The organism is Mesorhizobium shonense, assembly GCF_040545255.1.
GTDB classification, from domain to species: Bacteria; Pseudomonadota; Alphaproteobacteria; order Rhizobiales; family Rhizobiaceae; genus Mesorhizobium; species Mesorhizobium shonense.
In genome coordinates this window covers 410,859-434,516 of record NZ_JBEPLM010000002.1, presented here as the reverse complement: position 1 = coordinate 434,516, position 23,658 = coordinate 410,859, and the positions used below count along the sequence as shown (strand labels likewise).

Genomic DNA, 23,658 nt, shown 5'->3' with positions numbered 1-23,658 from the left:
TTGCGAACGCCTCAGGCGGACGAGCCGCTATGCGTCACCGTGCCCGCGGTGAGGATGCGCAGCACCCGGATCGCTTCCTCGCCGTCGGTGCGGGGTTCGGCGCGCGTTTCGATGCACTGCATGAAATGCGCAAGTTCGCGCGTCAGCGGCATGCCTTCGCCGACCGCGACATAGGACGGCTCGTTGGCGGTAAAAGCCCACTGGCCGCTGTCCTGCCAGACGGCGTGCCGGTAGACGGCAAGCTTGCGCTCCCAGGGCTCGACGTCGTCGAACACCGCCATCGCCTTGGTGCCGACCACGGTCAGTCGCCGCTCGCGATAAGGATTGAGACGCGAGGCGAAGAGATGGCTGCGCACGCCGTTCGGAAAACGCATGTGCAGATGCGCGAAATCGCTGAGATTGTCGAGCAGGGCTGCGCCCTCTCCCCTGACCTCGATCGGCTCGGTGCCGGTAATGGCGAGGATCATCGACAGATCGTGCGGCGCCAGGTCCCAGAGCGCGTCGTTCTCGGTATGGAACTTGCCGAGGCCGAGCCGGTGCGAATGGATGTAGCGCACCTCGCCGAGCTCGCCATTGTCGATCAACGCCTTCAGCGTCTCGAAGGCGGGATGGAAGCGCAGCACATGGCCGACCATGAAGACGCGGCCATTTTTCCTTGCCGCCTTCACCGCGCGTTCGGCGTCGGCAACCGTCAGCGCTATCGGCTTTTCCACCAGCACGTCCTTGTCGCCCTCGACGGCGCGCACCGCCATGTCGGCGTGGAATTGCGGCGGCAGCGCCATGACGATGGCGTCGACATCGGCGCGCTCGAACAGCTTGTCCGGCTCGATCGCCTCGCAGTCCTGCTCGCTGGCGAAGCCTTCGGCGCGGGCGCGATTGACGTCGGAAACGGCATGGAGCGCGCCAAGCGCCTTGAGGGTGCGGATGTGGTTGCTGCCCCAGTATCCGCAACCGAGGACTGCAATGCGCGGCTTCATTCGTTCAAACTCTAGAATTTCATGGCCGAGACATAGCGACGTGCCCCGTCGAACTCAACCCCGCCGCATGCGCTTGAGTGTCTGTCCGGCAAAGCTTTTTCGGGGATGAGATTATGCCGACTTGCCGGTCGCATCCAAGCTTGACAGGTTTGCTCTGCCAACCTTATATCCGCGCGACCTTGGCGAACGCCTCGAAATTGCCCGATCCCGGGCGGTTCATCGAGCCTCTTCGTCACTCCTGGCGGAGTAGCTCAGTTGGTTAGAGCACGGGAATCATAATCCTGGGGTCGGGGGTTCAAGTCCCTCCTCCGCTACCATCATCCACGCAAGCTATTGAAATCACAGAAAAAAGCGGATGGTTGGCAGCGCTATCGTCCGAAACCCGGATGATTTCAAGGCCCCGCGCCATCTGCCCGCTACCATTGCGGCACTTATGTGCGTCGCAGATACGCCAAAAGCAGACAATCGGTGTACTCCCTGGTGAATTAGCTCAGAGCCGGGTCAAACGGGCATTTTGTAAGGTTCTCGCAGCCGTTCTCGGTAACCAGCTTCTGCTCTTCCAACTTCTGGTCTGCACCGCCGGCGCGGTCCATTTCGCGCCACTGGCGGAGTTCTCCGTGGAACAGTACGCGATCGGTCTGCAAAGCAAATTGATGGAGCAGGTCAACCTCGTCAGGTCGGGGGTAAAATATCTTCGCGGAGGAGGATCGTTCACATTGACCTCCGGTCCGACGAATGAAGACCCGATCCCGCTGGGAACCTCCTCGGCGATGGTCAACGGCGCCCTCGAAGGATTGTCCGAAGCGTGGCGATCGAACTTCGCAGGGATCGCCGCATCAACCTGGCAAGCCCGACCGTGCTCGAGGAATCATCTCCGCTCTACGGTCCTTACTTCGTGGGTTCGAAAGCCGTGGCGACGAACGACGTAGTGCTTGTTTACGTCAAGAGCGTCGAGGGCGGGCAAACCGGGTGCGTGTACAGGATCGGATGGTCGAGAGATCGCTGACTGGCGATCCCGCTCCAAGTGGCCTCCGCTTCCTCTGGAGCATGATCCCGAAAAGTGGAAACCGGTTTTCGGAGAAAGATCATGCTCCAGCAAAGAGTTAGATCGGGATGGCGATTCAAGGAAACGCCATCACGGTCTAGCCGTGCCGGATTTCCGTGCCGAGCACCTTCAGGCATTCCCGGATGAAGGCTGCCAGAGCGGTCCAGCCTTTGGCCGAGACCATTGTGCCGTCGACATATGCCTCGGTTGGCGACAGGTCGATATAGGTGCCGCCCGCAAGCGTCACTTCCGGCTCGCAGGCCGCCAGCGCCCCGACCTTCTTGCCGCGCACCACGCCGTCGACCGCGATCAGGATCTGCACGCCGTGGCAGATCGTGAAGATCGGCTTCCTGGCTTCATGGAAATGGCGCACCATCGCCTGAACGCGCTTGTCGGTGCGGATGTATTCCGGTCCGCGGCCGCCGGCGCAATAGACCGCGTCGTACTGATCGAGCTGCTTCTCCGCATCCGCGAACGTCTTGTTGATCAGCGCGTAGTGACCGAGCTTCTCGGTATAGGTCTGGTCGCCCTCGAAGTCGTGCAGCGAGGTCTTGATCAGGTCGCCTGCCTTCTTGTCGGGACAAACGACATGGACCGTGTGGCCGACCGCCTCCATCGCCTGCTGATAGACGTAGATTTCATATTCCTCGGTGAATTCACCGGTCAGCATCAGTATCTTCTTGGCTGGCATGACTTGTCCTTTTCGATTTGGAAGTGGCAAGGCGCGGGACGCGCCTACTCGAAGGCGGGCAGGAGCCTGTCCCGCGAATTCTCAATGTGCACGCGCATCGCCTTCTTGGCGGCGCCCGCATCGCCCGCGGCGAAGGCAGCGAGAATCGCCTCGTGCTCGTCCAGCGCTTCTTCGGTGACGCGCGAATGATACATCAGGCGAAAGATGTGGAAGTGCGTATGCTGGTGGTTCAGCGTCTCGCGGATCAGCTCGTTCTGCGCGAACTCCATGATCTTGTCGTGGAAGATCGCGTCCTGCCGCGCAAAATTCGAATAGCGCAGGCGCTCGTCCTTTCCCACCCGCCGCGCCATGACGCCGGCCGCTTCCCGCAGGATTGCAAGACGCTCGTCATCCAGCGTTGCCGTGGCCTTGGCCGCGGCAGCGGGCTCGAGCAGAAGACGCAGCTCGTAAAGCTCGTCGAACCGGCGTCGCGTGATTTGCGGCGCGGCGCGATAGCCGATCAGGTGAGTCTTCACCACCAGCCCCTCCCCTTCCAGCCGGCCGAGCGCTTCGCGGATAGGCGTGTGAGAGACGTTGAATTCCTTGACCAGATTGTCGACGGTGATCCGCGATCCCGGAGCAATCCCCAGCGACATCAATTGCGCGAAGATTGCTTCATAGACATCCCCGGCCAGACTGTTGGCTCGCTGGATGCGGCCGCTCGTGCGGCCTTCATTGTCAACCGTCAGGTCGGGATTCTGCATCGTATTGCCTCTTGACAGGAGCAAGCCCTACCACGATGCTTGGGCCAATTCAATACTATATCCTATACGATTTAATAGAGGATACGAATGAATGGGCTAGATCCTTTCTGGACGTTGGCTGGCCTCAACGGACCCAGCATGAAACCTGACGCCGAGGGCAGGCCCTTGTCACCAGGCAGGTGTCACCAAGTGGGCCTGCAACGAACTCGATAGCTTAGCCATCAATCTGTTTCGAAGACATCAGTCCATGACCCTGTTTGCCGCCGCGCGCCTGCCGCGCGAAATCCTGTTCGGTAAAGGCCAGCGCCATGCGCTGCCGGCCATTGCCGCGCGATATGGCAGCCGCGCATTCATCTGCACCGACGAACGTCTCTCGAAGACGTCAGAGTTCGCTGAAATCCTCGTCGGGTTGGAGGCTGCCCATGTCGACACGCTCGTCCACGACCAGACCTTGCCTGACGTTCCCCGCGACAGCGTGGGCGGCTGCATTGCGGGGGCGAAAGACTTCAAGCCCGACATGGTGATCGGCATCGGCGGCGGCAGTTGCCTCGACATGGCCAAATGCGCCGCGCTTCTGCTCAGCCATGGTGGCGAGCTCCAGGACTATTATGGTGAGTTCAAGGTGCCGGGTCCCACCCTCCCCGTGATTGCAGTGCCGACCACGGCCGGCACCGGCTCGGAAGTGACACCGGTCGCCGTGATCTCCGATCCCGAGCGGACGCTCAAGGTCGGCATCTCCAGCCCCCACCTGATTGCCGCGGTGGCGCTTTGCGACCCGGATCTGACGGCGACCTGCCCGCCCTCCCTGACCGCCATCGCCGGCGCCGACGCGCTGACGCATGCGATCGAAGCCTTCACCGCCGCAAAACGCGGCGCCGATGCCGATCTGCCGCAACGACATGTCTTCATCGGCAAGAGCGCGCTCACCGATCATTTCGCCCTGCTGGCGATCAGACTTTTGGGCCGCAGCCTCGAAGTAGCCTGTCGTGACGGGTCGAACGAGAACGCGCGCGCCGACGTGATGATGGGCGCGCTGGCCGCCGGCTGCGCCTTCGGCACGGCGGGAACCGCCGCCGCACACGCGGTGCAATATCCGGTCGGCGCGCTCACCCACACGCCGCACGGGCTGGGCGTCGCAACCATGCTTCCCTATGTGATGCGCTATAATCTTTCCACCGCGGCTGCGGAAATCGCCGAGGTCGGCGCCGCTCTAGGCCTGCCTCGCCAGGACGGCAACGCCAATGGACTGGCAGACGCGGCGATCGGCGAAGTTGCCAGACTGTTCAACGCCATAGGCATCACGCGGACGCTGGCTGAACTGGGCCTTCCCGAGGACAAGATCGACTGGACGGCCGAGCAGGCGCTCGGCATCGACCGGTTGATCAAGAATAATCCCCGCCCGTTCGACATTGCCGCGATGCGGCGGCTGGTCAGGGCTGCCTATGAGGGCGACATGGCTGCCAGCGCCATGTGAAGGATGGAGCACGCACCCAATGAACATTTCCCCGGAACTATTCGACCTGGATGCTGACATGTCCGACTACACCACGTTCTCCCACGGGCTCTACATCGGCGGCAAATGGCGGCCCTCATCGGACGGCCGCGTCATCGAAGTGGTCGATCCTTCCACCGAAGCCGTGATCGCGGCGGTTCCCGATGCCACGCTCGCCGACGCCGCTGCCGCCGTCGATGCGGCCGCCCAAGCAGCGCCGGGTTGGCGCGAGACACCGCCGCGCAGGCGATCCGAAATCCTGCGGCGCTGCTTCGAGCTGATGACCGAAAGGGCGGAGACGTTGGCCGCGCTGATTTCCCTGGAGAACGGCAAGGCGTTGCGCGACGCGCGCGGCGAAGTCGCATATGCGGCCGAGTTCTTCCGCTGGAACGCGGAGGAAGCGGTTCGTATCAGCGGCGAGTTCGGCCTTGCGCCGTCGGGCGCAAACCGGATCGTCGTCGACTACCAGCCTATCGGCATTTGCGTTCTGATAACGCCCTGGAATTTCCCGGCAGCCATGGCGACCCGCAAAATCGCGCCGGCGCTCGCAGCCGGCTGCACCGTGATCCTGAAGCCCGCCAGCGAGACGCCGCTGACAGCCTATGCGCTTGCAGCGCTCTACGACGAAGCCGGCGTGCCGCCCGGCGTCGTCAACGTCATCACCACCTCGAACCCCGGCCCGGTGACGGCGGCCATGCTGGCCGACGCACGTGTGCGGAAACTGTCGTTCACCGGCTCCACCGGCGTCGGCCGGGTCTTGCTCGCCGAGGCGGCAAAACACGTCATCTCCTGTTCGATGGAGCTTGGCGGCAACGCGCCGTTCATCGTCTTCGACGACGCCGATCTGGAGGCCGCTCTCGACGGCGCGATGATCGCCAAGATGCGCAATGCCGGCGAAGCCTGCACGGCGGCCAATCGGCTCTACGTGCAGGCCGGCATCCATGACGCCTTCGTTGACGGGCTAGCCAAACGCATGGCCGCGCTCAATGTCGGCCCCGGCACGGATTGGGAAACCGAATGCGGCCCGATGATCACCAGGAAGGCGGTCGACAAGATCGATCGCCTCGTCCAGGACGCCGTTGCCCGCGGCGCGAAAATCCTGTGCGGCGGCGCAATTTCTGCAGGCAGAGGTTATTTCTATCCGCCAACGGTGCTGAGCGATGTCCCCGCTGGTGCAGCCATGGCGCATGAGGAGATTTTCGGCCCGGTGGCGCCGATCAGCCGCTTCGAACAAGAGGCGGAAGTAGTCGCAAAGGCGAACGATACCGAATACGGCCTGGCCGCCTACATCTACACGCGCGACCTGGCAAAGGGGATGCGCGTGGCGTCGAAGGTCGAGTCCGGCATGATCGCGCTCAATCGTGGCCTGATGTCGGATCCTGCGGCGCCGTTCGGCGGCGTCAAGCAGAGCGGGCTGGGACGCGAAGGCGGACAGAAGCACGGCATAGCCGAGTTCATGGAGGCGAAATACATCGCCGTGACGATGTGAGCAGAGAGATGCCGAAAGATCCGTTCCGCATTCGTGACCATGTTGTCGAGTTCGACGACATCGTCGCCGAGATTGTTCGCAGAAGCGCGGAGACCAGGGCGAAGGTTCCAATGGTCCCCGATGTCGCCTATGGGCAGGACCCCACCGAAACCGCGGACCTGTTTTTCCCGGAAGGCAGGCGCGATCGATTGCCGGTGCACATGTTCATTCACGGCGGCTACTGGCGCATGTTCTCGAAGCGCGACTATTCCTATGTCGCGCAGACCGTCACGAATGCGGGAGCGATCGCAGTCATCGTCGACTATGCGCTTATGCCTGCGGTGAGGATGGCTACGATCGTCGATCAGGTGCGCCGCGCCAGGAAGTGGGTGGGCGAGCAAATTGCAAATTACGGCGGCGATCCCGGGCTGCTCACCGTAAGCGGTCACTCGGCCGGGGCGCATCTCGCAACCATGCTCTTCAACGACGGCAGCCGGCCCTCAGGCATAAGAGCTGCCATGCTGCTTGGAGGGCTTTACGAGCTGAGACCCCTGCAAACCTCCTTCCTCGCCGGTGAGATCGCGATCACGGATGACGAGGCAGGTCGACTTTCGCCGATCGACCATCGCTTTGATCGATCCGTGGCCGTCGAGATCTCGGTCGGAGCCGATGAGACTCCACCCTTCCATAGCCAGGCTGCAGCCTTCACTGAGCATCTGGAGAAGCAAGGACTGACCGTTTCACGCACCAGCCTTGCAGGGGCCAATCACATGAGCAGCGTCCGCGACCTCGGCTTGGCTGGTACGGAGGCTGCGGCATCCTTGGCCCGTGTGTTGACCATTTGAAATGGTCGGCCTGCCGAAACTCGCCTGTCGCTTCGGGCGGACTTGCAAATCAATTGCTCAGAATGGCGCTTCTGCTGCGATGCCTCACCAGCATCTTGAAGGTCGTAAGTGGTTCAGTCGAAGAAGCCCGCATCCTCTTCCCTGAGATATTTCCTGGCCGCCTCGGCGTCGATATCGAGGCCTAGCCCCGGTGCTTCCAGCAGGTCCACCATGCTGTCCTTCACGATCTGCTTCGGCAGGCCGATTACGAGGACCTCCCACCAGGGGTCGGAGGCGCTCGGGTACTCGAAGGCGATGTAGTTGGCCGGCAAGGTGGCGCAGACATTGATAAGCGCGCCGAGGCCGAGCAGGCCGTTCGCGGTGCCGTGCGGCGCCATCAGGATCGAGTGCATATAGGCGTGCTCGGCGACCCATTTGAGCTCGGCAATGCCGCCAATATCGGCGGGATCGGGGCCGATGACGCGCACCGCCTGGGTCTCGATCAACTCCTTGAAATTGTGCCGCAGGTAGATCTGCTCGCCGGTATGGATCGGCGTCGAGGTTGAGGTGGTCAGTTCCCGGTAGGCCTGCGGGTTCACCCACGGCACATAGTCGCCGGTCAGCATATCCTCGAGCCACATCAAATTGTACTTCTCGACCGCGCGGGCGAACTTGATCGCATCGGGCAGCATCCAGCCCGGGCCGCAGTCGAGCGCCAGGCTGACCTTGTCGCCCAGCACTTCCTTCATCGCGATCACGCAGTCGAGCATGTGATTGAAGCCGCGCTCGCTGATCACGCCCTGATCCATGGCGCCGTGATAGCCGGCCTTCTTCTGCGTCACGCCGTAGTGGAAGCCCTCGACAGAGTCCTTCATGTTGGAGTGGAACGAGATACCTTGCTTGATCATGAAGAAGTTCTGCGGCTGCTCCATCATCCACTTGACGTCGGCGGCGTAGTCCTCCGGCCGGTCGCCCGAACGCTTCCGGCGGATCGAGCCGTTATAGACGCGCACCTTGTCGCGCACCTTGCCGCCGAGCAGCTTGTAGACCGGCACGCCCGCTGCCTTGCCGGCAATGTCCCACAGCGCATGCTCGATAGCGCTTACCGCCGCGCCATAGGGCTTGAAAGAACCGCGTTGGCGGATCTTCAACATCACCCGCTCGACGTCGGTCGGATCCTCACCGATCAGCGCCTCGCGGAAATGCAGCACAAAGGGTTTGAGGTAGGTCTTGGTGAACTCGACTTCGCCGAGGCCATAGAGCCCCTCATCGGTGACGATGCGAACGATGGGGTGCTTGCCGATGACGGCGCAGCGCAGGTCGGTGATCTTCATGGCGCAGTCCTATTTCACAGACGAGAAAGCTGTCGGCGTGAGCAACTGGCTGCTGATATTGGCAATGATCTGCCCGTCGCGCTCAGACTCGTCCCGGGCCCTGTGCCATGCCGGATCGGTGACGAAAGCCGCCCATTTCGCCTCACGCTCGGCCAGCGATTCCCAGGCGAGGAAATAGGTGAGGCGATTGCTGTTTTCGCCGATCGCCGTGGTGAAAAACCCGGCTTGGCGGATGCCATGCCTCCCCCAGATGGCCAGCGTTTGGTCGGAAAAGCGCTTGAGCAAAGCCGGCAGCCTGCCCGGCAGGCAGTCATAGATACGCAGTTCGTAGATCATGGTTTCGTCCGTTTCTTTCTTCGCCTCTCCCTTGGGAGAGGTCGACACGAATGGTCGGTCGTTGGCCCTGTGAGCCTGGGGGGAATGAGGGTACGGGTCTGGGCTAACTCCAGGTCCGGTCCCAGCTATATTCATTGTCCCAATGCTCGGTGGATTGCCATATCCCCGTGACACCGGGCTGCAGATGCTGGCTGATCACCTCGTCGATCACATCGTCTATGCCCAGCCCCGGCTTGTCGGGCACGGCTATGAAGCCGTCCTTCACCAGCGGCTTGGGCAGGCCGGTGACGATGTCGTCCCACCAGTCGACATCGGCGGAGTGGTATTCGAGCGCCATGAAGTTCTCGGTCGCGGTCGCGACATGCGCCGCGGCCATTGCGGCGATCGGGCTTTCTGCCATGTGGATGGCCATGGCGACGCCGTGGTCCTGCGCCATGTCGCCGATCTTCTTGGTCTCGAGGATACCTCCGCTGGTGAGCAGGTCCGGGTGGACAATGGAGAGGCCGCCGCTCTTGAGCAGAGGCTCGAAGGCCTCCTTGAGGTAGATGTCCTCGCCGGTGCAGATCGGCACCGAGGTCGCTTGCTGCAGCAGTCGGTATTGCTCGGTATGCTGCCAGGGAATTACGTCCTCGAGCCAGGCAGGGACGTATTTCTCGATGCGGCGCGAGAGGCGGATGCCGTCCTGCAGCGAGATGTGGCCGACATGGTCGATGGCTAAAGGGATCTCGTAGCCGATGACCTCACGAACCTCGTGGATATACTGCTCGAGCAGGTCGATCCCCTTTTCGGTGAAATGCAGGCCCGTGAACGGGTGCTGCACGTTCTGCGCGTCATAGGCGAGGTTGCGGGCCTTGCGCTCCTCGAACGAGCCGCCGCGGCCGCGCGGATTGCCGTGAAACCCTTCGAGCACGCCGGCGGGCGCGACCACGGCGCCTGGGATATGGGCGATCTGCATTAAGCCCAAGTCCATCTTGAGGAAGGTGAAACCGCGGTTCATGCGCTCCTTGAGGCGCTTTCCGGTTTCGGTGCCGCTCGGTTTCTCGGCGTCGGTGTCGCAGTAGACGCGCACATGATCGCGAAACTTGCCGCCGAGCATCTGGTAGATCGGCACGCCATAAGCCTTGCCGGCAAGATCCCATAGCGCGATCTCGACCGCCGACACGCCACCGCCCTGCCGCCCATGTCCGCCGAACTGTTTGATGCGGCGGAACAGGCGGTCGACATCGCAAGGGTTCTCGCCAAGCAGCCGGCTCTTCAGCATCAGCGCAAAGGTGGCGCTGGCGCCGTCGCGCACCTCGCCAAGCCCGACGATACCCTGATTGGTGTAGATCTTGAGCAGCGCGGAGGTGAAAGGCGCGCCGACGATTTCGGCCACCCGCATGTCGGTGATGCGAAGCTCGGACGGCCTGGAATTCGTGTTCACCCGATTGAGGGCCTCGTCGGCTCCACTCGTCGTTGGCATGACTTATCCTCGTTCTGGTCGGCGGGGCTTATTGCCCGTGCATCGGGGCAGCGCTGGGCGCTGCTACAGCTCGATCTCATGGGCCTGCAGATAGTCGCGGTTCATCTCGACGCCGAGACCGGGCTTCGACGTCAGCTTGAGGTTGCCGTTCGAAACGTCGAGCGGCTTGTCGATGAGGTGATCGTATTTGGAGAGGTTCCACTCCGACGTTTCGAGCCTATAGAAGTTGGGAACCGTCATCATCACCTGCGCTCCCGCGACCACGTTGATCGGTCCCGCGGCGTCATGCGGCGAAACCGGGACGTAATAGGCTTCGCATAGGGCGGAAATCTTCTTGAGCTCGGTAATGCCGCCGGTCCAGGTGACGTCGGGCATGATGTAGTCGGCGAGCTTGTTCTCGAGCACCGGCACGAAATCCCACTTCGTGTGGCCGCGCTCGCCCCACGAGATAGCGGCACTGACCTTCTCGCGCACCTGCTTGAGGGCGTTAAGGCTCTCGGGTGGGCAGGGCTCCTCGAACCAGTCGATCTGGCCGGCTTCCTCGAGACTCCGACAGAGGCGAATGGCGGTGGGGACGTCGAAGCGGCCATGCGCATCGATCAGGATGTCGACATCAGGGCCCGCCGTTTCCCGGATCAGGGCCGTGAGTTCGGCCGCCTCGCGCTCATCCTTGCGTGTCATGCTGCCATCGAGGTAGCCGTCCCGCCGTTCGCGGGGCACGCCATCGACGCTGCGGCCCTGGTGGGGGAAAGGATCGAACTTGAGCGCGGTGTGTCCGGACTCGACGATGTCGTGAATTTCGCGGACCACGGCCTCCTTGCTGGTGAACTTGGCCTGATTTGGATGGGTGTAGAGGGCGATCTCATCGCGTACCGGCCCGCCAAGCAGCTCGTAAATCGGCTTGCCGAGGACTTTGCCTTGTATGTCCCAGAGGGCTATGTCGATGGCGCTCACGCATTCGACGGCGGCGCCGCGGCTGCCCATGTAGGTGAAGCTGCGGAAAATCTTGTGCCAGAGATACTCCATACGCGCCGGGTCCTCGCCTGTCACGGCGACGCCGATCTGCCGCAGGATCGTGCAGAGCGCGCGGTTGGCGAGTTTTGTCGTGGTGGTGATTTCTCCCCAGCCGCTCACCCCCTCGTCGGTCGTCACTTCGACGAACAGGTACTCTCCCCAATAAGAAGCGTCGGACTTGATCAGCCACGGCCGAATGCTCGTGATTTTCATCTCATCTACCTTTGTCCGAAGTGGTCAGGATAACGATGTTCTGGACCGGATGTTCTATCCGGCCCGAGCGGCATTGCGCGCACGCATGTGTTCGAGGATGTGCCGGCCGGAGCCCTCGACATGGCGAGCAACGAGTTCGGCCGCCTTGTCGGCATCTCCCGCCTTCACGAGCGCGATGAGCTCGCGGTGCTCGCGAAGGATCGCGGCACGTCGCGCCAGCGTGAAATCGAAACGCCGGCTCACGGCTCGCAGCACTTCGCGATGCTTCCACCAAAGCTCGGCGGCATGGCGGTTGTAGTGCCGCTGGTACATGACGGTGTGGAAGGCGGTATCCAGCTCACTGTGCCTGAACGTGTCGGCGAAGTTGTTTTCCTCAATCAGGCCTTGAAGACGTTCGAGTTCCGCGATGTCCTCGCCGGTGGCCATGTTCACGAACCATCGCGTCAGGGCCGGCTCGATCAAAACGCCGATCTCATAGATATCGCGGACAAATTCCTGATCTATGGGTCGCACGCGCGCCCCGCGGTTGGGGGCAAAGATGACGAAGCCCTCGCCGCGCAACAATTGCAGGGCCTCGCGCACGGGGTTGGTCGAGGTGCCGTGACGCCGGGCAAGATCGGCGACCACAAGCCGCTCGTTGGCGGCCAGCCGTCCCTCGATGATGTCTTCCCTGATCAATTCATAAAGCGAGGCGCCCTCGCTGGAGGCCCCTATGGGGTCAATCCCCGCGGGTGGCTCCGCTTTAAAATCGCTCGTTTCCGCCAAGGCAGTTCCCCCAATTCAGCACACACCCTGCCCTATATCACGCTCGACTTCGATAAAACAATGTACGATTCTGCTCGTTGACAGGCAATCTGTGATCTGAAAACGTACAAAGTGGTCGAAGGGATACATAGAACCGGAAAATGTCCCGCGATCGAATGAGCAAGGACCGCTTGCCTCGACGCAGAGCGGCATGGGAGAGAACCTGGAGGAGACCTATGAGGAGGATTACACTCGGCGGTGCCGTCCTGCGTGGCACTGTCTCGACGGCTTTAATGGCATCGTTGATGTCGGCCTCGGCGCTGGGTGCGCCGCCGGTCGACCTGAGCAAGTGGTCGCCGGAATATGTGCGCTCGATTGCGGGCACACAGGATTTTGACACGGCGGCCGATTGCGGCAAGGTCACCCCGCTCGACTACAAGGGACGACTGACTTTCTGGTACCAGGGCGTGTTCGAGGGTGACCCCGACCTTCTGCGCCAATACTACAAGGATTTCTTCGAGACTTTCCGCAAGACCTATCCGAACATCCAGCTCGAGGAACAGGCCCTCACCTACAACGACCTTCTCGACAAGTTCCGCACGGCGCTGCTCGGCAATGCCGCGCCGATGGCGGTCCGCCTGCAAATCCTGGGCGGCACCGAGTTCGCCTCAAAGGGCTACCTGCAGCCGCTCAAGCCCGAGGACGTCGGGTATTCGACCGAGGACTTCTGGCCCGGCGCCATGAAGGCGGTTACCTGGGACGGGGTGACCTACGGCATCCCAACCAACAACGAAACGATGGCGTTCATCTGGAATGCCGACATTTTCAAGCGCGCGGGCCTCGATCCGGACAAGGCTCCGGCGACCTGGGACGACGTGGTCAAGTATTCCAAGCAGATTCACGACAAGCTCGGCATTTCCGGTTACGGTCTGGTGGCGCGCAAGAATGCCGGCAATACGCCGTACCGCTTCATGCCTCAGTTATGGGCCTATGGCGGCGGCGTCTTCGACGAAGCCACGGCGAACCCGACCTATAAGGACATTGAGCTTAACAGCCCGCAGAGCAAGGCGGCGCTGCAGGCCTCCTATGACATGTATGTTCGCGACAAATCGGTTCCGGTTTCGGCGCTCACCAACCAGCAGGCCGACAACCAGCCCCTGTTCCTCGCCGGCCAGCTCGGCATGATGATCTCGCACCCGTCCGACTACAACGTCATGCTCGACCTGCAGAAGAAGGCGACCGGTCCCGACAAGGAGAAGGCGCAGACCGTCATCGACAACATGCGCTACGGCCTCATTCCGACGGGTCCCGACGGCAAGCGCGCCGTCGTGTTCGGCGGTTCGAACATTCACATCCTGAAGCCTGAATATGTCGAGGGCGGCAAGGTGGACGAGCCGGCGGCAAAGGCCATCATCTGCATGTGGACGAGCCCCGAATGGTCGCTGAAAATGGCCTATGCCGGCTCGAACCCCGGCAACCTCAACGGCTTCAAGACCAAATGGATGAAGGAGCGTCTGGACAGCATCAAGTTCCTCGATGTCACGACCTCGATGCTGCCATATGGCATCCCGTTCCCGGCCCTGCCGCAGTCGCCCGAGATCATGAACATCATCGTTCCGGACATGCTGCAGAATGCCCTGACCGGAGCGATGACTGTCGACCAGGCGGCGGACGATGCGGCCAAGAAGGTAAAGGACCTGATGGGCGGCGGACTCTAGCAGAAACCTGACCTGCGATCTCACCGGCTGCGCCGACAACGCAGCCGGTTCGTTCCGAAGAACAAGGGCACGCCAAAGTGACGATCGTGAGCGGCAGGACCGAGGTTCGCCGAAAATTGCAACCTGGCTGGTCCGGTCTGCTACGAAAGATGTGGGAGCATCGCGCCGACTACGCGTATGTGCTCCCCGCGATCGCCGTGATGCTGATCGTCATCGCCTATCCGATCTACTACACGATCGAGCTGTCCTTCTTCAACACGCCGCCCGGCCTGCAGCTCCGCGATAAGATCTTCGTCGGCTTCAACAACTACACGGCCATCCTTAAAAGTGAGGTGTTCTGGAAAGTCACCTGGAACACCCTTGTCTGGACAGTGGGATCCACCTTCATCTCCTTCGTCCTGGGGTTTGCCACAGCGCTGGCGCTCCATCGCGACTTTGTCGGCCGCGGTATCCTGCGCGCCATCCTGATCATCCCCTGGGTCATCAGCGCGGTCGCCGCGTCCTATATCTGGAAATGGATCTACCATTCGGACTTTGGCATCATCGGCGCGATCCTGGTCGAGCTCGGATTGGCCGACCGGCCGCCGAATTTCATCGACAGCGTCGGCACGGTGCTGCCCTCCCTGATCGTCGTCAATATCTGGCGCGAGTTTCCGTTCGCCATGATCATGATGATGGCCGGCCTGCAGACCGTCCCTGACCAGTTGCTGCGCGCCGCGAAAGTCGACGGGGCCAACGCATGGCAGCGCTTCTGGCACGTCACCTTCCCGCATCTGAGGAATGTCTCGACGGTGACGATCCTGCTGCTGGCCGTGGCCAACTTCAATTCCTTCATCATCCCCTGGATCATGACCGGCGGCGGGCCGTCGAACGCATCGCATATCTGGATCACCCACATCTATGAGCTCGCCTTCGGCCGCCAGCGCTGGGGGGTGGCATCGGCCTATTCGGTGCTTCTGTTCCTCATCCTGATGACGCTCGGCTACTTCTACGTCCGCGCGCTGAGCGGCAACGAGCGGAAGGTCGGGAGCGCATGAGCACGATTGCCGAGACAACCTCTCGAGGCCAGCCCAGTCGCCGCCGCGCGCGCGTCGACGGATGGCGGTGGGGCGGGCGCTTCTTCCTGGTGTTCATGCTGCTTTACACCGCGTTGCCGATGGTCTGGATGCTGCTCACCTCGATCAAGTCCGGCTTCGCGGCAATGCAATTCCCGCCGCAATGGTGGCCCGACCAGCCTACCCTCGCCAGCTACCAGAAGCTGCTCGATCCGCAGAACAGCGTCGGCCAGGACTTCCTCCGCTTCTTCTGGAACAGCCTTTTCGTCTCGACCGCCACGACCATCCTTTCGGTGATCGTGGCGGTTCCTGCGGCCTACGCGTTTTCGCGCTTCACCTTCCCCGGCCGGAACTTCCTGTTCTTCGCCGTGTTGCTGCGCAACATGTTCCCGGCGGTAATCTTTCTCGTGCCGCTCTTCATCCTGATGCGCGCGATCGGGTTGGTGAACACGCATGGTTCGCTTGTTCTCACCTACCTCACCTTCGGCCTGCCGCTGGCAATCTGGCTCCTCAAGGGCTTCTACGACAACATTCCGGTGCAGCTCGAGCAGGCGGCGCGCATTGACGGGGCGACGCGGCTGCAAGCCTTCATCCTGATCGTGATGCCGCTCTCGGCGCCTGGCATCATCGCCACGGCGATCTATTCCTTCATCGGCGCGTGGAACGAGTACATCTACGCCTACACCTTCCTCTCCAAGAACGAACAGTTGACGCTGCCGGTCGGCATCCAGCGCTTTTTCTCGGAAAACACGACGGACTTTCCGGGCCTGATGGCGGCTAGCTTCATGATGAGCGTGCCCGTCGTGGTGCTGTTCCTCGTCCTGCAACGATACTTCGTACGCGCCCTGACGGAAGGCGCGGTCAAGCATTAGGAGTTGCCGATGGCCCACGTGGTCCTAAAAGATCTCGTCAAGACCTATGGCGGCTTCAAAGCGGTCAACGAGGTTTCGCTGACGGTCAATGACGGCGAATTCGTTGCGCTGGTCGGCCCTTCGGGCTGCGGCAAGACAACGACGCTCAATCTCGTCGCGGGTCTGACCTCGATCACATCGGGCGACATCGTCATCGGAGACCGGGTGGTCAACGACCTCGACCCTAAGGACCGGGACATCGCAATGGTGTTCCAGAACTACGCGCTCTATCCGCAAAAGTCGGTCTATATGAATCTCGCGTTCCCGCTGCAGATGCGCAAACTGCCCAAGGACGAGATCGACAAGAAGGTCAGGGAAGCGGCGCGCGTGCTCGACATGACGCAGCTGCTCGAGCGCAAGCCGCGCGAACTTTCGGGCGGGCAACAGCAGCGCGTGGCCCTGGGCCGCGCCCTCGTTCGAGATCCGGCGGTGTTCCTGATGGACGAGCCGCTCTCCAATCTCGACGCAAAGCTGCGCGTGCAGATGCGGTCCGAAATCAAACGGTTCCATCAGGACCTGAAGGCGACGATCATCTATGTCACGCACGACCAGCTCGAGGCCGTGACCATGGCGGACAGGATGGCTGTGATGAATGGCGGCTACCTGCAGCAATACGATTCGCCGGCGCAAGTTTTCGCCCATCCCGTAAACATGTTCGTCGCGAGCTTCGTGGGCAGCCCGGCGATGAGCCTTATTCCGCTGGAGGCATCGACGGCAAACGGCGACACCGTTCTGACGAGCGCGGAAGGCTGGAGCCTCGAGCTGTCGCAACTCAACGCGCGCAAGGTCCAGAGAGCGGCCACCAAAAAGGTCGTGCTCGGTGCGCGGCATTCGACGATCAAGCTGCACAAGAGCGCGGTCGCCGGCGCCATTCCGGCCAAGGCCTATACGGTGGAACCGACCGGAGACGTCACCTTCGTGCAAGCGTTCCTCTCCGGCGCCATCGTCAACATCAGCGTGTCCCCCAACATCGCCGTCATACCTGACGAACAGATCTGGCTCGAGTTCGACCAGGAGCGCATGCACCTGTTCGACGGCGAAACCGAAATGGCCCTCAATGCCAACTGAAACTGGGCCAACTGAGACTGGGCCAACTGAGACGAGGATGCGTGTGGAACGTGGGCACGAATGACTACGAAACTTAAGATCACCGCGATCAAGCCCTACCCGGTGTGGGTGGGAACTCGTAACCAGATGCTCGTCAAGGTCGAGACCGACCAGGGCATCTTCGGCTGGGGCGAGAGCGGCTTGAGCGGTCGCGAGAGGGCCGTGGCCGGCGCGATCGAGCACTACCGCGAGTTTCTCATCGGCCGCGACCCGATGCGGATTGGCCGCATCTGGCAAGAGCTTTACCGTAGCCAGTACTTCGAAGGCGGGCGAGTCCTGCAGGCGGCGATTTCCTCCATCGACATCGCCCTTCATGACATCAAGGGCAAGGCGCTGGGGGTGCCGGTCTATGAGCTGCTGGGCGGCATGCAGCGCGACCGCATACCCACCTTCGCCTCGACCGGAGACGAGCCGGAGGGCGACGCGGCCATCGAACGGGCCCGCGAACTGCGCGCGCAGGGGTGGCAGGCGATCCGCTTCTTCCCCGTCGGGCAGAGCAACAGGGACATATTCGAGCCGCGCGAGTCGATAGGCGCTACCGCGAATATGCTGAACAAGGCGCGCGCGGCGCTGGGCGAGGACGTCGTCCTCGGCATCGACTACCATCATCGGCTGTCGGTGGCCGAGGCGGCGAGCTTCTGCAACAAGCTCGGTCGCGGCGTGCTTGATTTCCTCGAGGAGCCGATACGCGACGAGACGTCGGAGGCCTACGAATCCCTGCGCAGGATGACAGACATCCCCTTTGCCATCGGCGAGGAGTTTGCCAGCAAGTGGCAGTTCCTGCCCTATATCGAGCGCGGCATCCACCAGTTCAACCGGCTCGACGTCTGCAATGTCGGCGGGCTGACCGAGGCAATGAAGGTCGCCGGCTGGAGCGAGGCGCATTATGTGGACCTGATGCCGCACAATCCCCTCGGTCCGGTGTGCACGGCCGCGACCGTGCATCTCGCCGCCGCGGTGCCCAACTTCGCCTGGCTCGAGACCAGGGCGCCGGAAAGGAAGCTGGGCTTCGACAATTCCGACTTCTTCCCCGTGCAACCACGGCTCGACGGGACCGATTATCCGGTCAGTGATCTGCCGGGACTCGGCGTTGAGATCAACGAAGCGGCGATCCAGGCGGAGAGTTTCCGTTTCTGGGAGGCGCCCCACCTCAAGCGCCGCGACGGTTCTGTTACCAATTGGTAGTCCATTCCAATCGGAGTCCACCATGACGCATACTCCCGACATCACCCGGCCGCCCAGAGACCTGATCGACGCGCTAAGGGAGATCGGCGCTGCGACGGTTGCCGGCACGCTTGGCCACATGGGCTTCCGCAATCCGCACATGGTCGGTCCGGTGGCGCAGAACCACGGGAAGTCGATCGTCGGGCCGGCGCTGACGCTGCAATTCATGCCGCAGCGGCCGGACCTCTTCACCGAGGGGGAATATGCAGATCCAGAGACGCAACTGCACCGGCACGTGCTCTATCACGCGCAGGAGGGTGATGTGGTCGTGGTCGACGCTCGCGGCGACATGAGCTCCGGCGTCTTCGGCGATATGATGTCGACGTATTTCAAGGGCAGAGGCGGCGCGGGTATCGTCATCGACGGATGCATGCGCGACCGGCCCAATGTCGAAAAGCTCGATCTGCCCCTCTGGCTGCGCGGCTGGACGCCAAATTATCATGTGCAGACCACCATTTATCCCAATGCCGTCAACGTGCCGATTGCCTGCGGCGGGGTCACGGTGATCCCCGGCGACATCATCGTCGCCGACGATGACGGGGTGGTGGTGGTTCCCGTCGCAATGGCCCCGAAGGTGATCGGAGAAGCGAAGAAGCATCACGATTGGGAGGAGTTCTCGCGAGAGAAGCTGATGCAGGGCGCGCCGTTGCAGCGCTACTATCCGCTGCATGACGATGCCCGCGGGGAGTACGAGGAGTGGCGCAAGACGAACCGCTTGGAGAACCCGATTTAGCGGGTTGACGGGATGCGGGAATTCGCCGCCAGCAGCCCGGTGTTGATCGCCTCCTCCACCTGGTTGCGCAACTGGACCCAAAGCGGTGCGGCCTCGTCGCGGTTGAGCTGGACCTTGGAGCCGATCGAGCGGAACGCCTCGGCGGCGGCGGCATCTTCCTGGTCGTAACGAGAACGCCCACGCATTCTGGTCATCTGTTCCATTCGGTCTTCAGCCCGCCGCAAAATCATTTGCCGCGACTCAAAATAGCGGCAGCGTCTCCCTAACGGAGACCGCCAGCCATTTTCACGCTCTCCGGCAAATTTCGCAACCACAGCATGGCGATCGCGCCAAAAGCCGGGCCGGGAACCAGCAGCAGGAAGGCCCATCGCCAGCCGCCGATGAAGTCGGCAAAGCGCGGCGTCAGCCAGATGGCAAGCACCGTCAGCGCGAAACCCAACCCAAGCTGCACCGACAGCGCGGTGCCGACGAAGCGGCGGTCGCCGAGTTCCGTCACAGCGGCGGAGAATTGCGCCGAATCGCCAATCACCGAAATGCCCCAGATGATGGCGACCAACATGAAGAGCCAGAGCGGACCGGGGAACAAAAAGCCCATCAGCAGCGCGCAACTTCCCGAAACGATCATCATGCCGGCGGTGGTCGCTGTACGGCCGATGCGGTCAGAAAGATAGCCGCCCAACAGGCAGCCAAGGATGCCGGAGGCGACGACGAAGAAGGTCGAAAGCGAGGCGGCCGCGGCCGCTCCGATCGCCTGCGCCTCGAACGCGGCGCGCGTATAGGCGAGCAGCCAGGCCCACATGGCGTAGAGCTCCCACATGTGCCCGAGATAACCGAGATTGGCCAAGAGCAGCGGCCGCTCGCGAAACACCTGCCCGATGCGCGAAGGCTCGAACACCGCCTTGCCGAAGGGATAGGGCCCTTCCCTGGCAAAAAGCAAGAATAGCAGCGCGCCGATGGCCGTCGCCACGCTGGCGGCGGCAACCACCGGCCGCCAGTCGAGCGCGGTCAGGATGGCACGGAAGAGATGCGGCAGCGCCGAGCCGATGGTCAGCGCACCGATGACCGCGCCGAGCGCCAGCCCCCTGTCGCGCGCGAACCAGGTTGCCACCAGCTTCAGTGCCGGCGGATAGACGCCGGCGAGCGCCATGCCGGTGACGGTCCGCGCGGCGATCACGCCGCCCGGCCCAAGGTTGAGCAGCAGGCTTGTATTGGCGAGCGCCGCAACAAATGCCGCCGCCGCCATGAGACGGCTGAGCCGCACCAGGTCGGGAAGGTTGACCAGGCTCGCGGCCAGCGCGCCGATCACGAAGCCGACCTGAACGCCGTTGGTCAGCCAGGCCTCGGCGTCAGGCCCTAGCGCAAGCTCCTGCTTCAGTTCGGGCAGGATGGCGGTCGCCGAGAACCAGGTGGTCAGCGACAGAACAACCGCAAGGCAAAGCAGCGAAAGGACTCGCCATCGTTCGCTGCCGACCCCCGTGCCAAGCCGGCTGTCGTCCGCCGCGCTCATGCGCCTTGCAGCGGCACGGTGAACACCGTCGCGGTGCCGGTGAGACAAAGCTCGCCCTGGCCATTGCGCACGCTGGTCTCGATCTTGCAGATCGGCTTGTCGGGGCGCACTTCCTTGACCTCCACCCGCCCGGTGATCTCCTCGTCAACGCCGACCGCCTTGACGAACTTCCAGGCGACTTCCAGAAACACCGTCCCTGGCCCGGGCAAATCCTCCACGACCAGCGCATTGAGAATACCAGAAGTGACGCCGCCCTGGACGATCAGCTTGCCGAACACCGATTTCTCGGCCAGCGCGCGGTCATAGCGCAGCGGATTGCGGTCGCGCGGGACGAAGCCGTTCGCCAGCGAAAAGCGCGCAAGGTTGGACGCTTGGAACGCGCCCGGCGCCGGCGCCCAGATGCGCTTGGCGTCCGCTTTAGGCCCTCACCCCTTAGAAACATCGATCAGAGCTATCGCCTAGCCGGCGACATCGCCGAAGGCGCCGCTGCTACCCTTCCTTGCCGTTTTTTGTACGCCGAAGGAACCAACCGCGCGCCTGCTGGTTCGAAAGGCATCCAGCGGAGCCTTGCCATGCCCGGGCGCAACCGAAAATCCTCATCGACATGGAACGTGGAGGCGCGGGCAGCCGGCCGGGGCGATGGAAGCCGTCTGATGAGACTGCTGCAGGCGCTTGCGGTTTCATCGTCCTGACCAGTTGAGGAAGCACATGCTCGACCTGTCCCGCGAACGCCGTCGAATGGTCGATGTCCATCTCAGCCGCCGCGGCATCCATGACCGGGAGATCCTGCAAGCGATGCGGGAGGTTCCGCGCGAGGCTTTCGTGGATCCTGGCTTCGAAGAATTCGCCTATGAGGATGGACCGCTGCCGATTGCCGAGGGCCAGACGATATCGCAGCCCTATATCGTCGCGTTCATGCTGGAGATGGCTGGGATCGGCCCCGGCGATCAGGTCCTCGAAGTCGGCACAGGCTCCGGCTACGCAGCCGCCGTGATGAGCCGCATCGTCGATCATGTCTATACGATCGAGCGGCACGCGGGGCTCGCCGAGACTGCTAGACGCCGCTTCGAGAAGCTCGGCTATCGCAACATCGAGGTCAGGACGGGCGACGGCACCAAGGGCTGGCCCGAAGCGGCGCCCTTCGATGCCATCATCGTCGCGGCGAGCGGACCGGGAGCGCCGCTTGCGCTGCAGCAGCAGTTGGACGTCGGCGGCAGGCTGATCATCCCGGTCGGGGAGGATCCTGAAGAGCAGCGCCTGCTCAAGGTCACCCGCACGGGCGCGTCGACTTATAGCGAAGAAGATTTCGGTGCGGTGCGCTTTGTCCCATTGATCGGCGAAGAAGGCTGGCGGGAGGACAACCGGATCCGCACGGGCCGTGCCCCCTTGCATTTGCCGACGCGGAGCCTGCCGCAGATGATCGCCGCGGCGGCCGAACCGCTTCCGGATTTCGATGATCCGGCCTTTGCGGGAGCTTTCGACCGCTTTGCGGAGCGGCGGCTCGTGCTGCTCGGCGAGGCCAGCCACGGCACGTCCGAATTCTACCGGGCGCGAGCTGCGATCACCAGGAGGCTGATCGAGAAACATGGCTTCACGATCGTTGCGGTTGAAGCCGACTGGCCCGATGCCGCCGCGATCGACCGCTATGTGCGTCACCGCAGACATTCGCCCATGGCCACCCTGCCGTTCCAGCGGTTCCCGACCTGGATGTGGCGCAACATCGAAGTCGCGGCGTTCGTGGACTGGCTGCGCAACCATAATCGGAGGATCAGAACATCAAAGCGTCAGGCCGGCTTCTACGGCCTCGACATCTACAACATGAGCGGTTCCATTGCCGCGGTCCTCGACTATCTGGACCGCGTCGACCCTGAAGCGGCGGCAATAGCCCGACAGCGCTATGGCTGCCTGACCCCGTGGCAGAAAGAGCCTTCGACCTATGGTCGCGCGGCGCTCACCAGCGGTTACAGGGAATGCGAGGAAGCGGTCCTCAAGCAATGCCGGGACATGCTGGCGAGGCAGATCGAGCATGCCGGCGAGGACGGCGCCGAGCTTTTCGACGCCGCGCAGAACGCGCGGCTTATCGCTTCCGCCGAACGCTACTACCGCATCATGTACTATGGTGGATCGCAGTCCTGGAACCTGCGCGACACGCACATGTTCGAGACGCTGCAACATATTCTCGAAGCGCGCGGCCCAAGCGCGAGAGCGGTGGTGTGGGCGCACAATTCCCATATCGGCGACGCGCGCTACACCGATATGGGAATCTCACGCGACGAGGTGAATATCGGTCAGCTCTGCCGTCAGCGCTTCGGCGATGAGGTCGCCCTCATCGGCTTCGGGACGCATACCGGCACGGTCGCTGCCGCCAGGGATTGGGACGGCGACATGGAAGTCATGTCCGTGCAGCCTTCGCGCGAAGACAGCTATGAGCGACTTTGCCACGACGCCGGCATCGCCCGTTTCCTGCTCGATCCTGGAAGCGATCCAGTCCTTCGTGACCGGCTGATCGAACGTCGGCTCGAACGCTTTATCGGCGTGATCTACCGGCCGGAAACGGAACTGCACAGCCACTATGCCGATGCCTCCCTTGCGCGGCAGTTCGATGCCTTCGTCTGGTTCGACGAGACCACCGCCGTGGCGCCGCTCGGGCCTGAGCATGCGGTGCGCGGCGTGCCGGAGACCTATCCGTTCGGCGTCTAGGCTATGGCGCATGTTGGCCAGGTACTTTCCTGCACCGGTCTCGCGGCAGGCAGCCTGTCTTGATGGAACAAACATCAAGCCGTCCGATTGGATGTAAACAAGCGCCGTATCAGGCGCCCAGGAGGCAGCCATGGACAGGGAAGAGCGCATAAAACGCCGCGCCTACGAGATCTGGGAGCGGGAAGGTCGGCCGAAAGGACGGGAGCAAGAGCACTGGGATCAGGCAGTCCAGGAGATCGAGGCTGAAGGTTCGGAGAGCGAACGCGGTCCGGTTGCGCCTGATCCGACGGAGCCAGATACCAACAAGCCGGGCGGCTAGAGCATGATCCCGAAAAGTGGAACCGGTTTTCGGAGAAAGAT

The 23,658-nt window shown here is 62.5% G+C and carries 22 protein-coding genes and 1 tRNA gene; 12 read left to right on the top strand and 11 right to left on the bottom strand.

What is annotated here, in order from left to right:
- Positions 1 to 11 precede the first annotated feature (11 nt).
- A complete protein-coding gene (locus ABID26_RS07515; RefSeq protein ID WP_126098239.1) occupies positions 12 to 977 on the bottom strand; it encodes a Gfo/Idh/MocA family protein in 966 nt (321 codons plus the stop codon).
- Positions 978 to 1,217: 240 nt separating this feature from the next.
- Here ABID26_RS07515 and ABID26_RS07510 point away from each other — a divergent pair.
- A tRNA-Met gene (locus tag ABID26_RS07510) sits at positions 1,218 to 1,294 on the top strand.
- Between the two features lie 825 nt (positions 1,295 to 2,119).
- Here ABID26_RS07510 and ABID26_RS07505 read toward each other — a convergent pair.
- The gene (locus tag ABID26_RS07505; protein ID WP_126098237.1) at positions 2,120 to 2,713 is read right to left on the bottom strand and encodes a DJ-1/PfpI family protein; all 594 of its coding nucleotides are present in this window, start codon (positions 2,711 to 2,713) and stop codon (positions 2,120 to 2,122) included.
- A gap of 44 nt (positions 2,714 to 2,757) precedes the next feature.
- A complete protein-coding gene (locus ABID26_RS07500) occupies positions 2,758 to 3,456 on the bottom strand; it encodes a GntR family transcriptional regulator (protein WP_354414728.1) in 699 nt (232 codons plus the stop codon).
- A 247-nt stretch (positions 3,457 to 3,703) separates the two neighbouring features.
- On the opposite strand from ABID26_RS07500, the gene ABID26_RS07495 reads away from it, so the two are divergent.
- The 3 genes from ABID26_RS07495 (at position 3,704) to ABID26_RS07485 (ending at position 7,261) form a co-directional block, all read left to right on the top strand.
- On the top strand, positions 3,704 to 4,930 hold the full coding sequence (locus ABID26_RS07495; RefSeq protein WP_354414726.1) for an iron-containing alcohol dehydrogenase: 1,227 nt from the start codon (positions 3,704 to 3,706) through the stop codon (positions 4,928 to 4,930).
- 58 nt (positions 4,931 to 4,988) lie between these two features.
- A complete protein-coding gene (locus ABID26_RS07490; protein WP_435528552.1) occupies positions 4,989 to 6,437 on the top strand; it encodes an NAD-dependent succinate-semialdehyde dehydrogenase in 1,449 nt (482 codons plus the stop codon).
- 110 nt (positions 6,438 to 6,547) lie between these two features.
- On the top strand, positions 6,548 to 7,261 hold the full coding sequence (locus tag ABID26_RS07485; RefSeq protein ID WP_354414723.1) for an alpha/beta hydrolase: 714 nt from the start codon (positions 6,548 to 6,550) through the stop codon (positions 7,259 to 7,261).
- A gap of 113 nt (positions 7,262 to 7,374) precedes the next feature.
- Here the strand turns inward: ABID26_RS07485 and ABID26_RS07480 are convergent, their stop codons facing one another.
- The 5 genes from ABID26_RS07480 to ABID26_RS07460 all read right to left on the bottom strand — a co-directional run bounded on the left by ABID26_RS07480 (position 7,375) and on the right by ABID26_RS07460 (position 12,364).
- On the bottom strand, positions 7,375 to 8,574 hold the full coding sequence (locus ABID26_RS07480; RefSeq protein ID WP_292343565.1) for a mandelate racemase/muconate lactonizing enzyme family protein: 1,200 nt from the start codon (positions 8,572 to 8,574) through the stop codon (positions 7,375 to 7,377).
- Between the two features lie 9 nt (positions 8,575 to 8,583).
- The gene (locus tag ABID26_RS07475; RefSeq protein ID WP_126098231.1) at positions 8,584 to 8,910 is read right to left on the bottom strand and encodes an NIPSNAP family protein; all 327 of its coding nucleotides are present in this window, start codon (positions 8,908 to 8,910) and stop codon (positions 8,584 to 8,586) included.
- Positions 8,911 to 9,013: 103 nt separating this feature from the next.
- Positions 9,014 to 10,372 (bottom strand): mandelate racemase/muconate lactonizing enzyme family protein, encoded by a 1,359-nt coding sequence (locus tag ABID26_RS07470; protein WP_354414720.1) that lies wholly within the window; start codon positions 10,370 to 10,372, stop codon positions 9,014 to 9,016.
- 63 nt (positions 10,373 to 10,435) lie between these two features.
- A complete protein-coding gene (locus ABID26_RS07465; protein ID WP_292303113.1) occupies positions 10,436 to 11,599 on the bottom strand; it encodes a mandelate racemase/muconate lactonizing enzyme family protein in 1,164 nt (387 codons plus the stop codon).
- Positions 11,600 to 11,653: 54 nt separating this feature from the next.
- The gene (locus tag ABID26_RS07460) at positions 11,654 to 12,364 is read right to left on the bottom strand and encodes a GntR family transcriptional regulator (RefSeq protein WP_126098228.1); all 711 of its coding nucleotides are present in this window, start codon (positions 12,362 to 12,364) and stop codon (positions 11,654 to 11,656) included.
- A 215-nt stretch (positions 12,365 to 12,579) separates the two neighbouring features.
- On the opposite strand from ABID26_RS07460, the gene ABID26_RS07455 reads away from it, so the two are divergent.
- The 6 genes from ABID26_RS07455 (at position 12,580) to ABID26_RS07430 (ending at position 19,091) form a co-directional block, all read left to right on the top strand.
- Positions 12,580 to 14,061 (top strand): ABC transporter substrate-binding protein, encoded by a 1,482-nt coding sequence (locus tag ABID26_RS07455; protein WP_126098227.1) that lies wholly within the window; start codon positions 12,580 to 12,582, stop codon positions 14,059 to 14,061.
- A 149-nt stretch (positions 14,062 to 14,210) separates the two neighbouring features.
- Positions 14,211 to 15,098, top strand: a complete 888-nt coding sequence (locus ABID26_RS07450) for a carbohydrate ABC transporter permease (RefSeq protein WP_435528551.1) — start codon at positions 14,211 to 14,213, stop codon at positions 15,096 to 15,098.
- Positions 15,095 to 15,988, top strand: a complete 894-nt coding sequence (locus ABID26_RS07445) for a carbohydrate ABC transporter permease (RefSeq protein WP_126098225.1) — start codon at positions 15,095 to 15,097, stop codon at positions 15,986 to 15,988. The genes ABID26_RS07450 and ABID26_RS07445 overlap by 4 nt, the downstream gene beginning before the upstream one ends.
- Positions 15,989 to 15,997: 9 nt before the next feature.
- On the top strand, positions 15,998 to 17,095 hold the full coding sequence (locus ABID26_RS07440) for an ABC transporter ATP-binding protein (protein WP_126098224.1): 1,098 nt from the start codon (positions 15,998 to 16,000) through the stop codon (positions 17,093 to 17,095).
- A gap of 60 nt (positions 17,096 to 17,155) precedes the next feature.
- Positions 17,156 to 18,319, top strand: coding sequence for a mandelate racemase/muconate lactonizing enzyme family protein (locus tag ABID26_RS07435; protein ID WP_292303114.1), 1,164 nt, complete (start codon positions 17,156 to 17,158; stop codon positions 18,317 to 18,319).
- Between the two features lie 22 nt (positions 18,320 to 18,341).
- The gene (locus tag ABID26_RS07430) at positions 18,342 to 19,091 is read left to right on the top strand and encodes a ribonuclease activity regulator RraA (RefSeq protein ID WP_292303115.1); all 750 of its coding nucleotides are present in this window, start codon (positions 18,342 to 18,344) and stop codon (positions 19,089 to 19,091) included.
- Here the strand turns inward: ABID26_RS07430 and ABID26_RS07425 are convergent.
- The 3 genes from ABID26_RS07425 to ABID26_RS07415 are packed head-to-tail and all read right to left on the bottom strand — an operon-like array spanning position 19,088 to position 20,945.
- Positions 19,088 to 19,294 (bottom strand): GntR family transcriptional regulator, encoded by a 207-nt coding sequence (locus ABID26_RS07425; protein ID WP_292303116.1) that lies wholly within the window; start codon positions 19,292 to 19,294, stop codon positions 19,088 to 19,090. The two genes, ABID26_RS07430 and ABID26_RS07425, sit on opposite strands and share 4 nt — an antisense overlap.
- Positions 19,295 to 19,353: 59 nt before the next feature.
- Positions 19,354 to 20,598, bottom strand: a complete 1,245-nt coding sequence (locus ABID26_RS07420) for an MFS transporter (protein ID WP_292303117.1) — start codon at positions 20,596 to 20,598, stop codon at positions 19,354 to 19,356.
- Positions 20,595 to 20,945 carry a MaoC/PaaZ C-terminal domain-containing protein gene (locus ABID26_RS07415; protein WP_292303125.1) on the bottom strand — a complete coding sequence of 117 codons (351 nt, stop codon included), beginning with the start codon at positions 20,943 to 20,945 and terminating at the stop codon, positions 20,595 to 20,597. The genes ABID26_RS07420 and ABID26_RS07415 overlap by 4 nt, the downstream gene beginning before the upstream one ends.
- A gap of 361 nt (positions 20,946 to 21,306) precedes the next feature.
- On the opposite strand from ABID26_RS07415, the gene ABID26_RS07410 reads away from it, so the two are divergent.
- Together ABID26_RS07410 and ABID26_RS07405 are read left to right on the top strand one after the other, a co-directional pair.
- On the top strand, positions 21,307 to 23,298 hold the full coding sequence (locus ABID26_RS07410; protein WP_292303118.1) for a protein-L-isoaspartate(D-aspartate) O-methyltransferase: 1,992 nt from the start codon (positions 21,307 to 21,309) through the stop codon (positions 23,296 to 23,298).
- Positions 23,299 to 23,428: 130 nt separating this feature from the next.
- A complete protein-coding gene (locus ABID26_RS07405) occupies positions 23,429 to 23,617 on the top strand; it encodes a DUF2934 domain-containing protein (protein ID WP_292303119.1) in 189 nt (62 codons plus the stop codon).
- Positions 23,618 to 23,658: the final 41 nt, after the last annotated feature.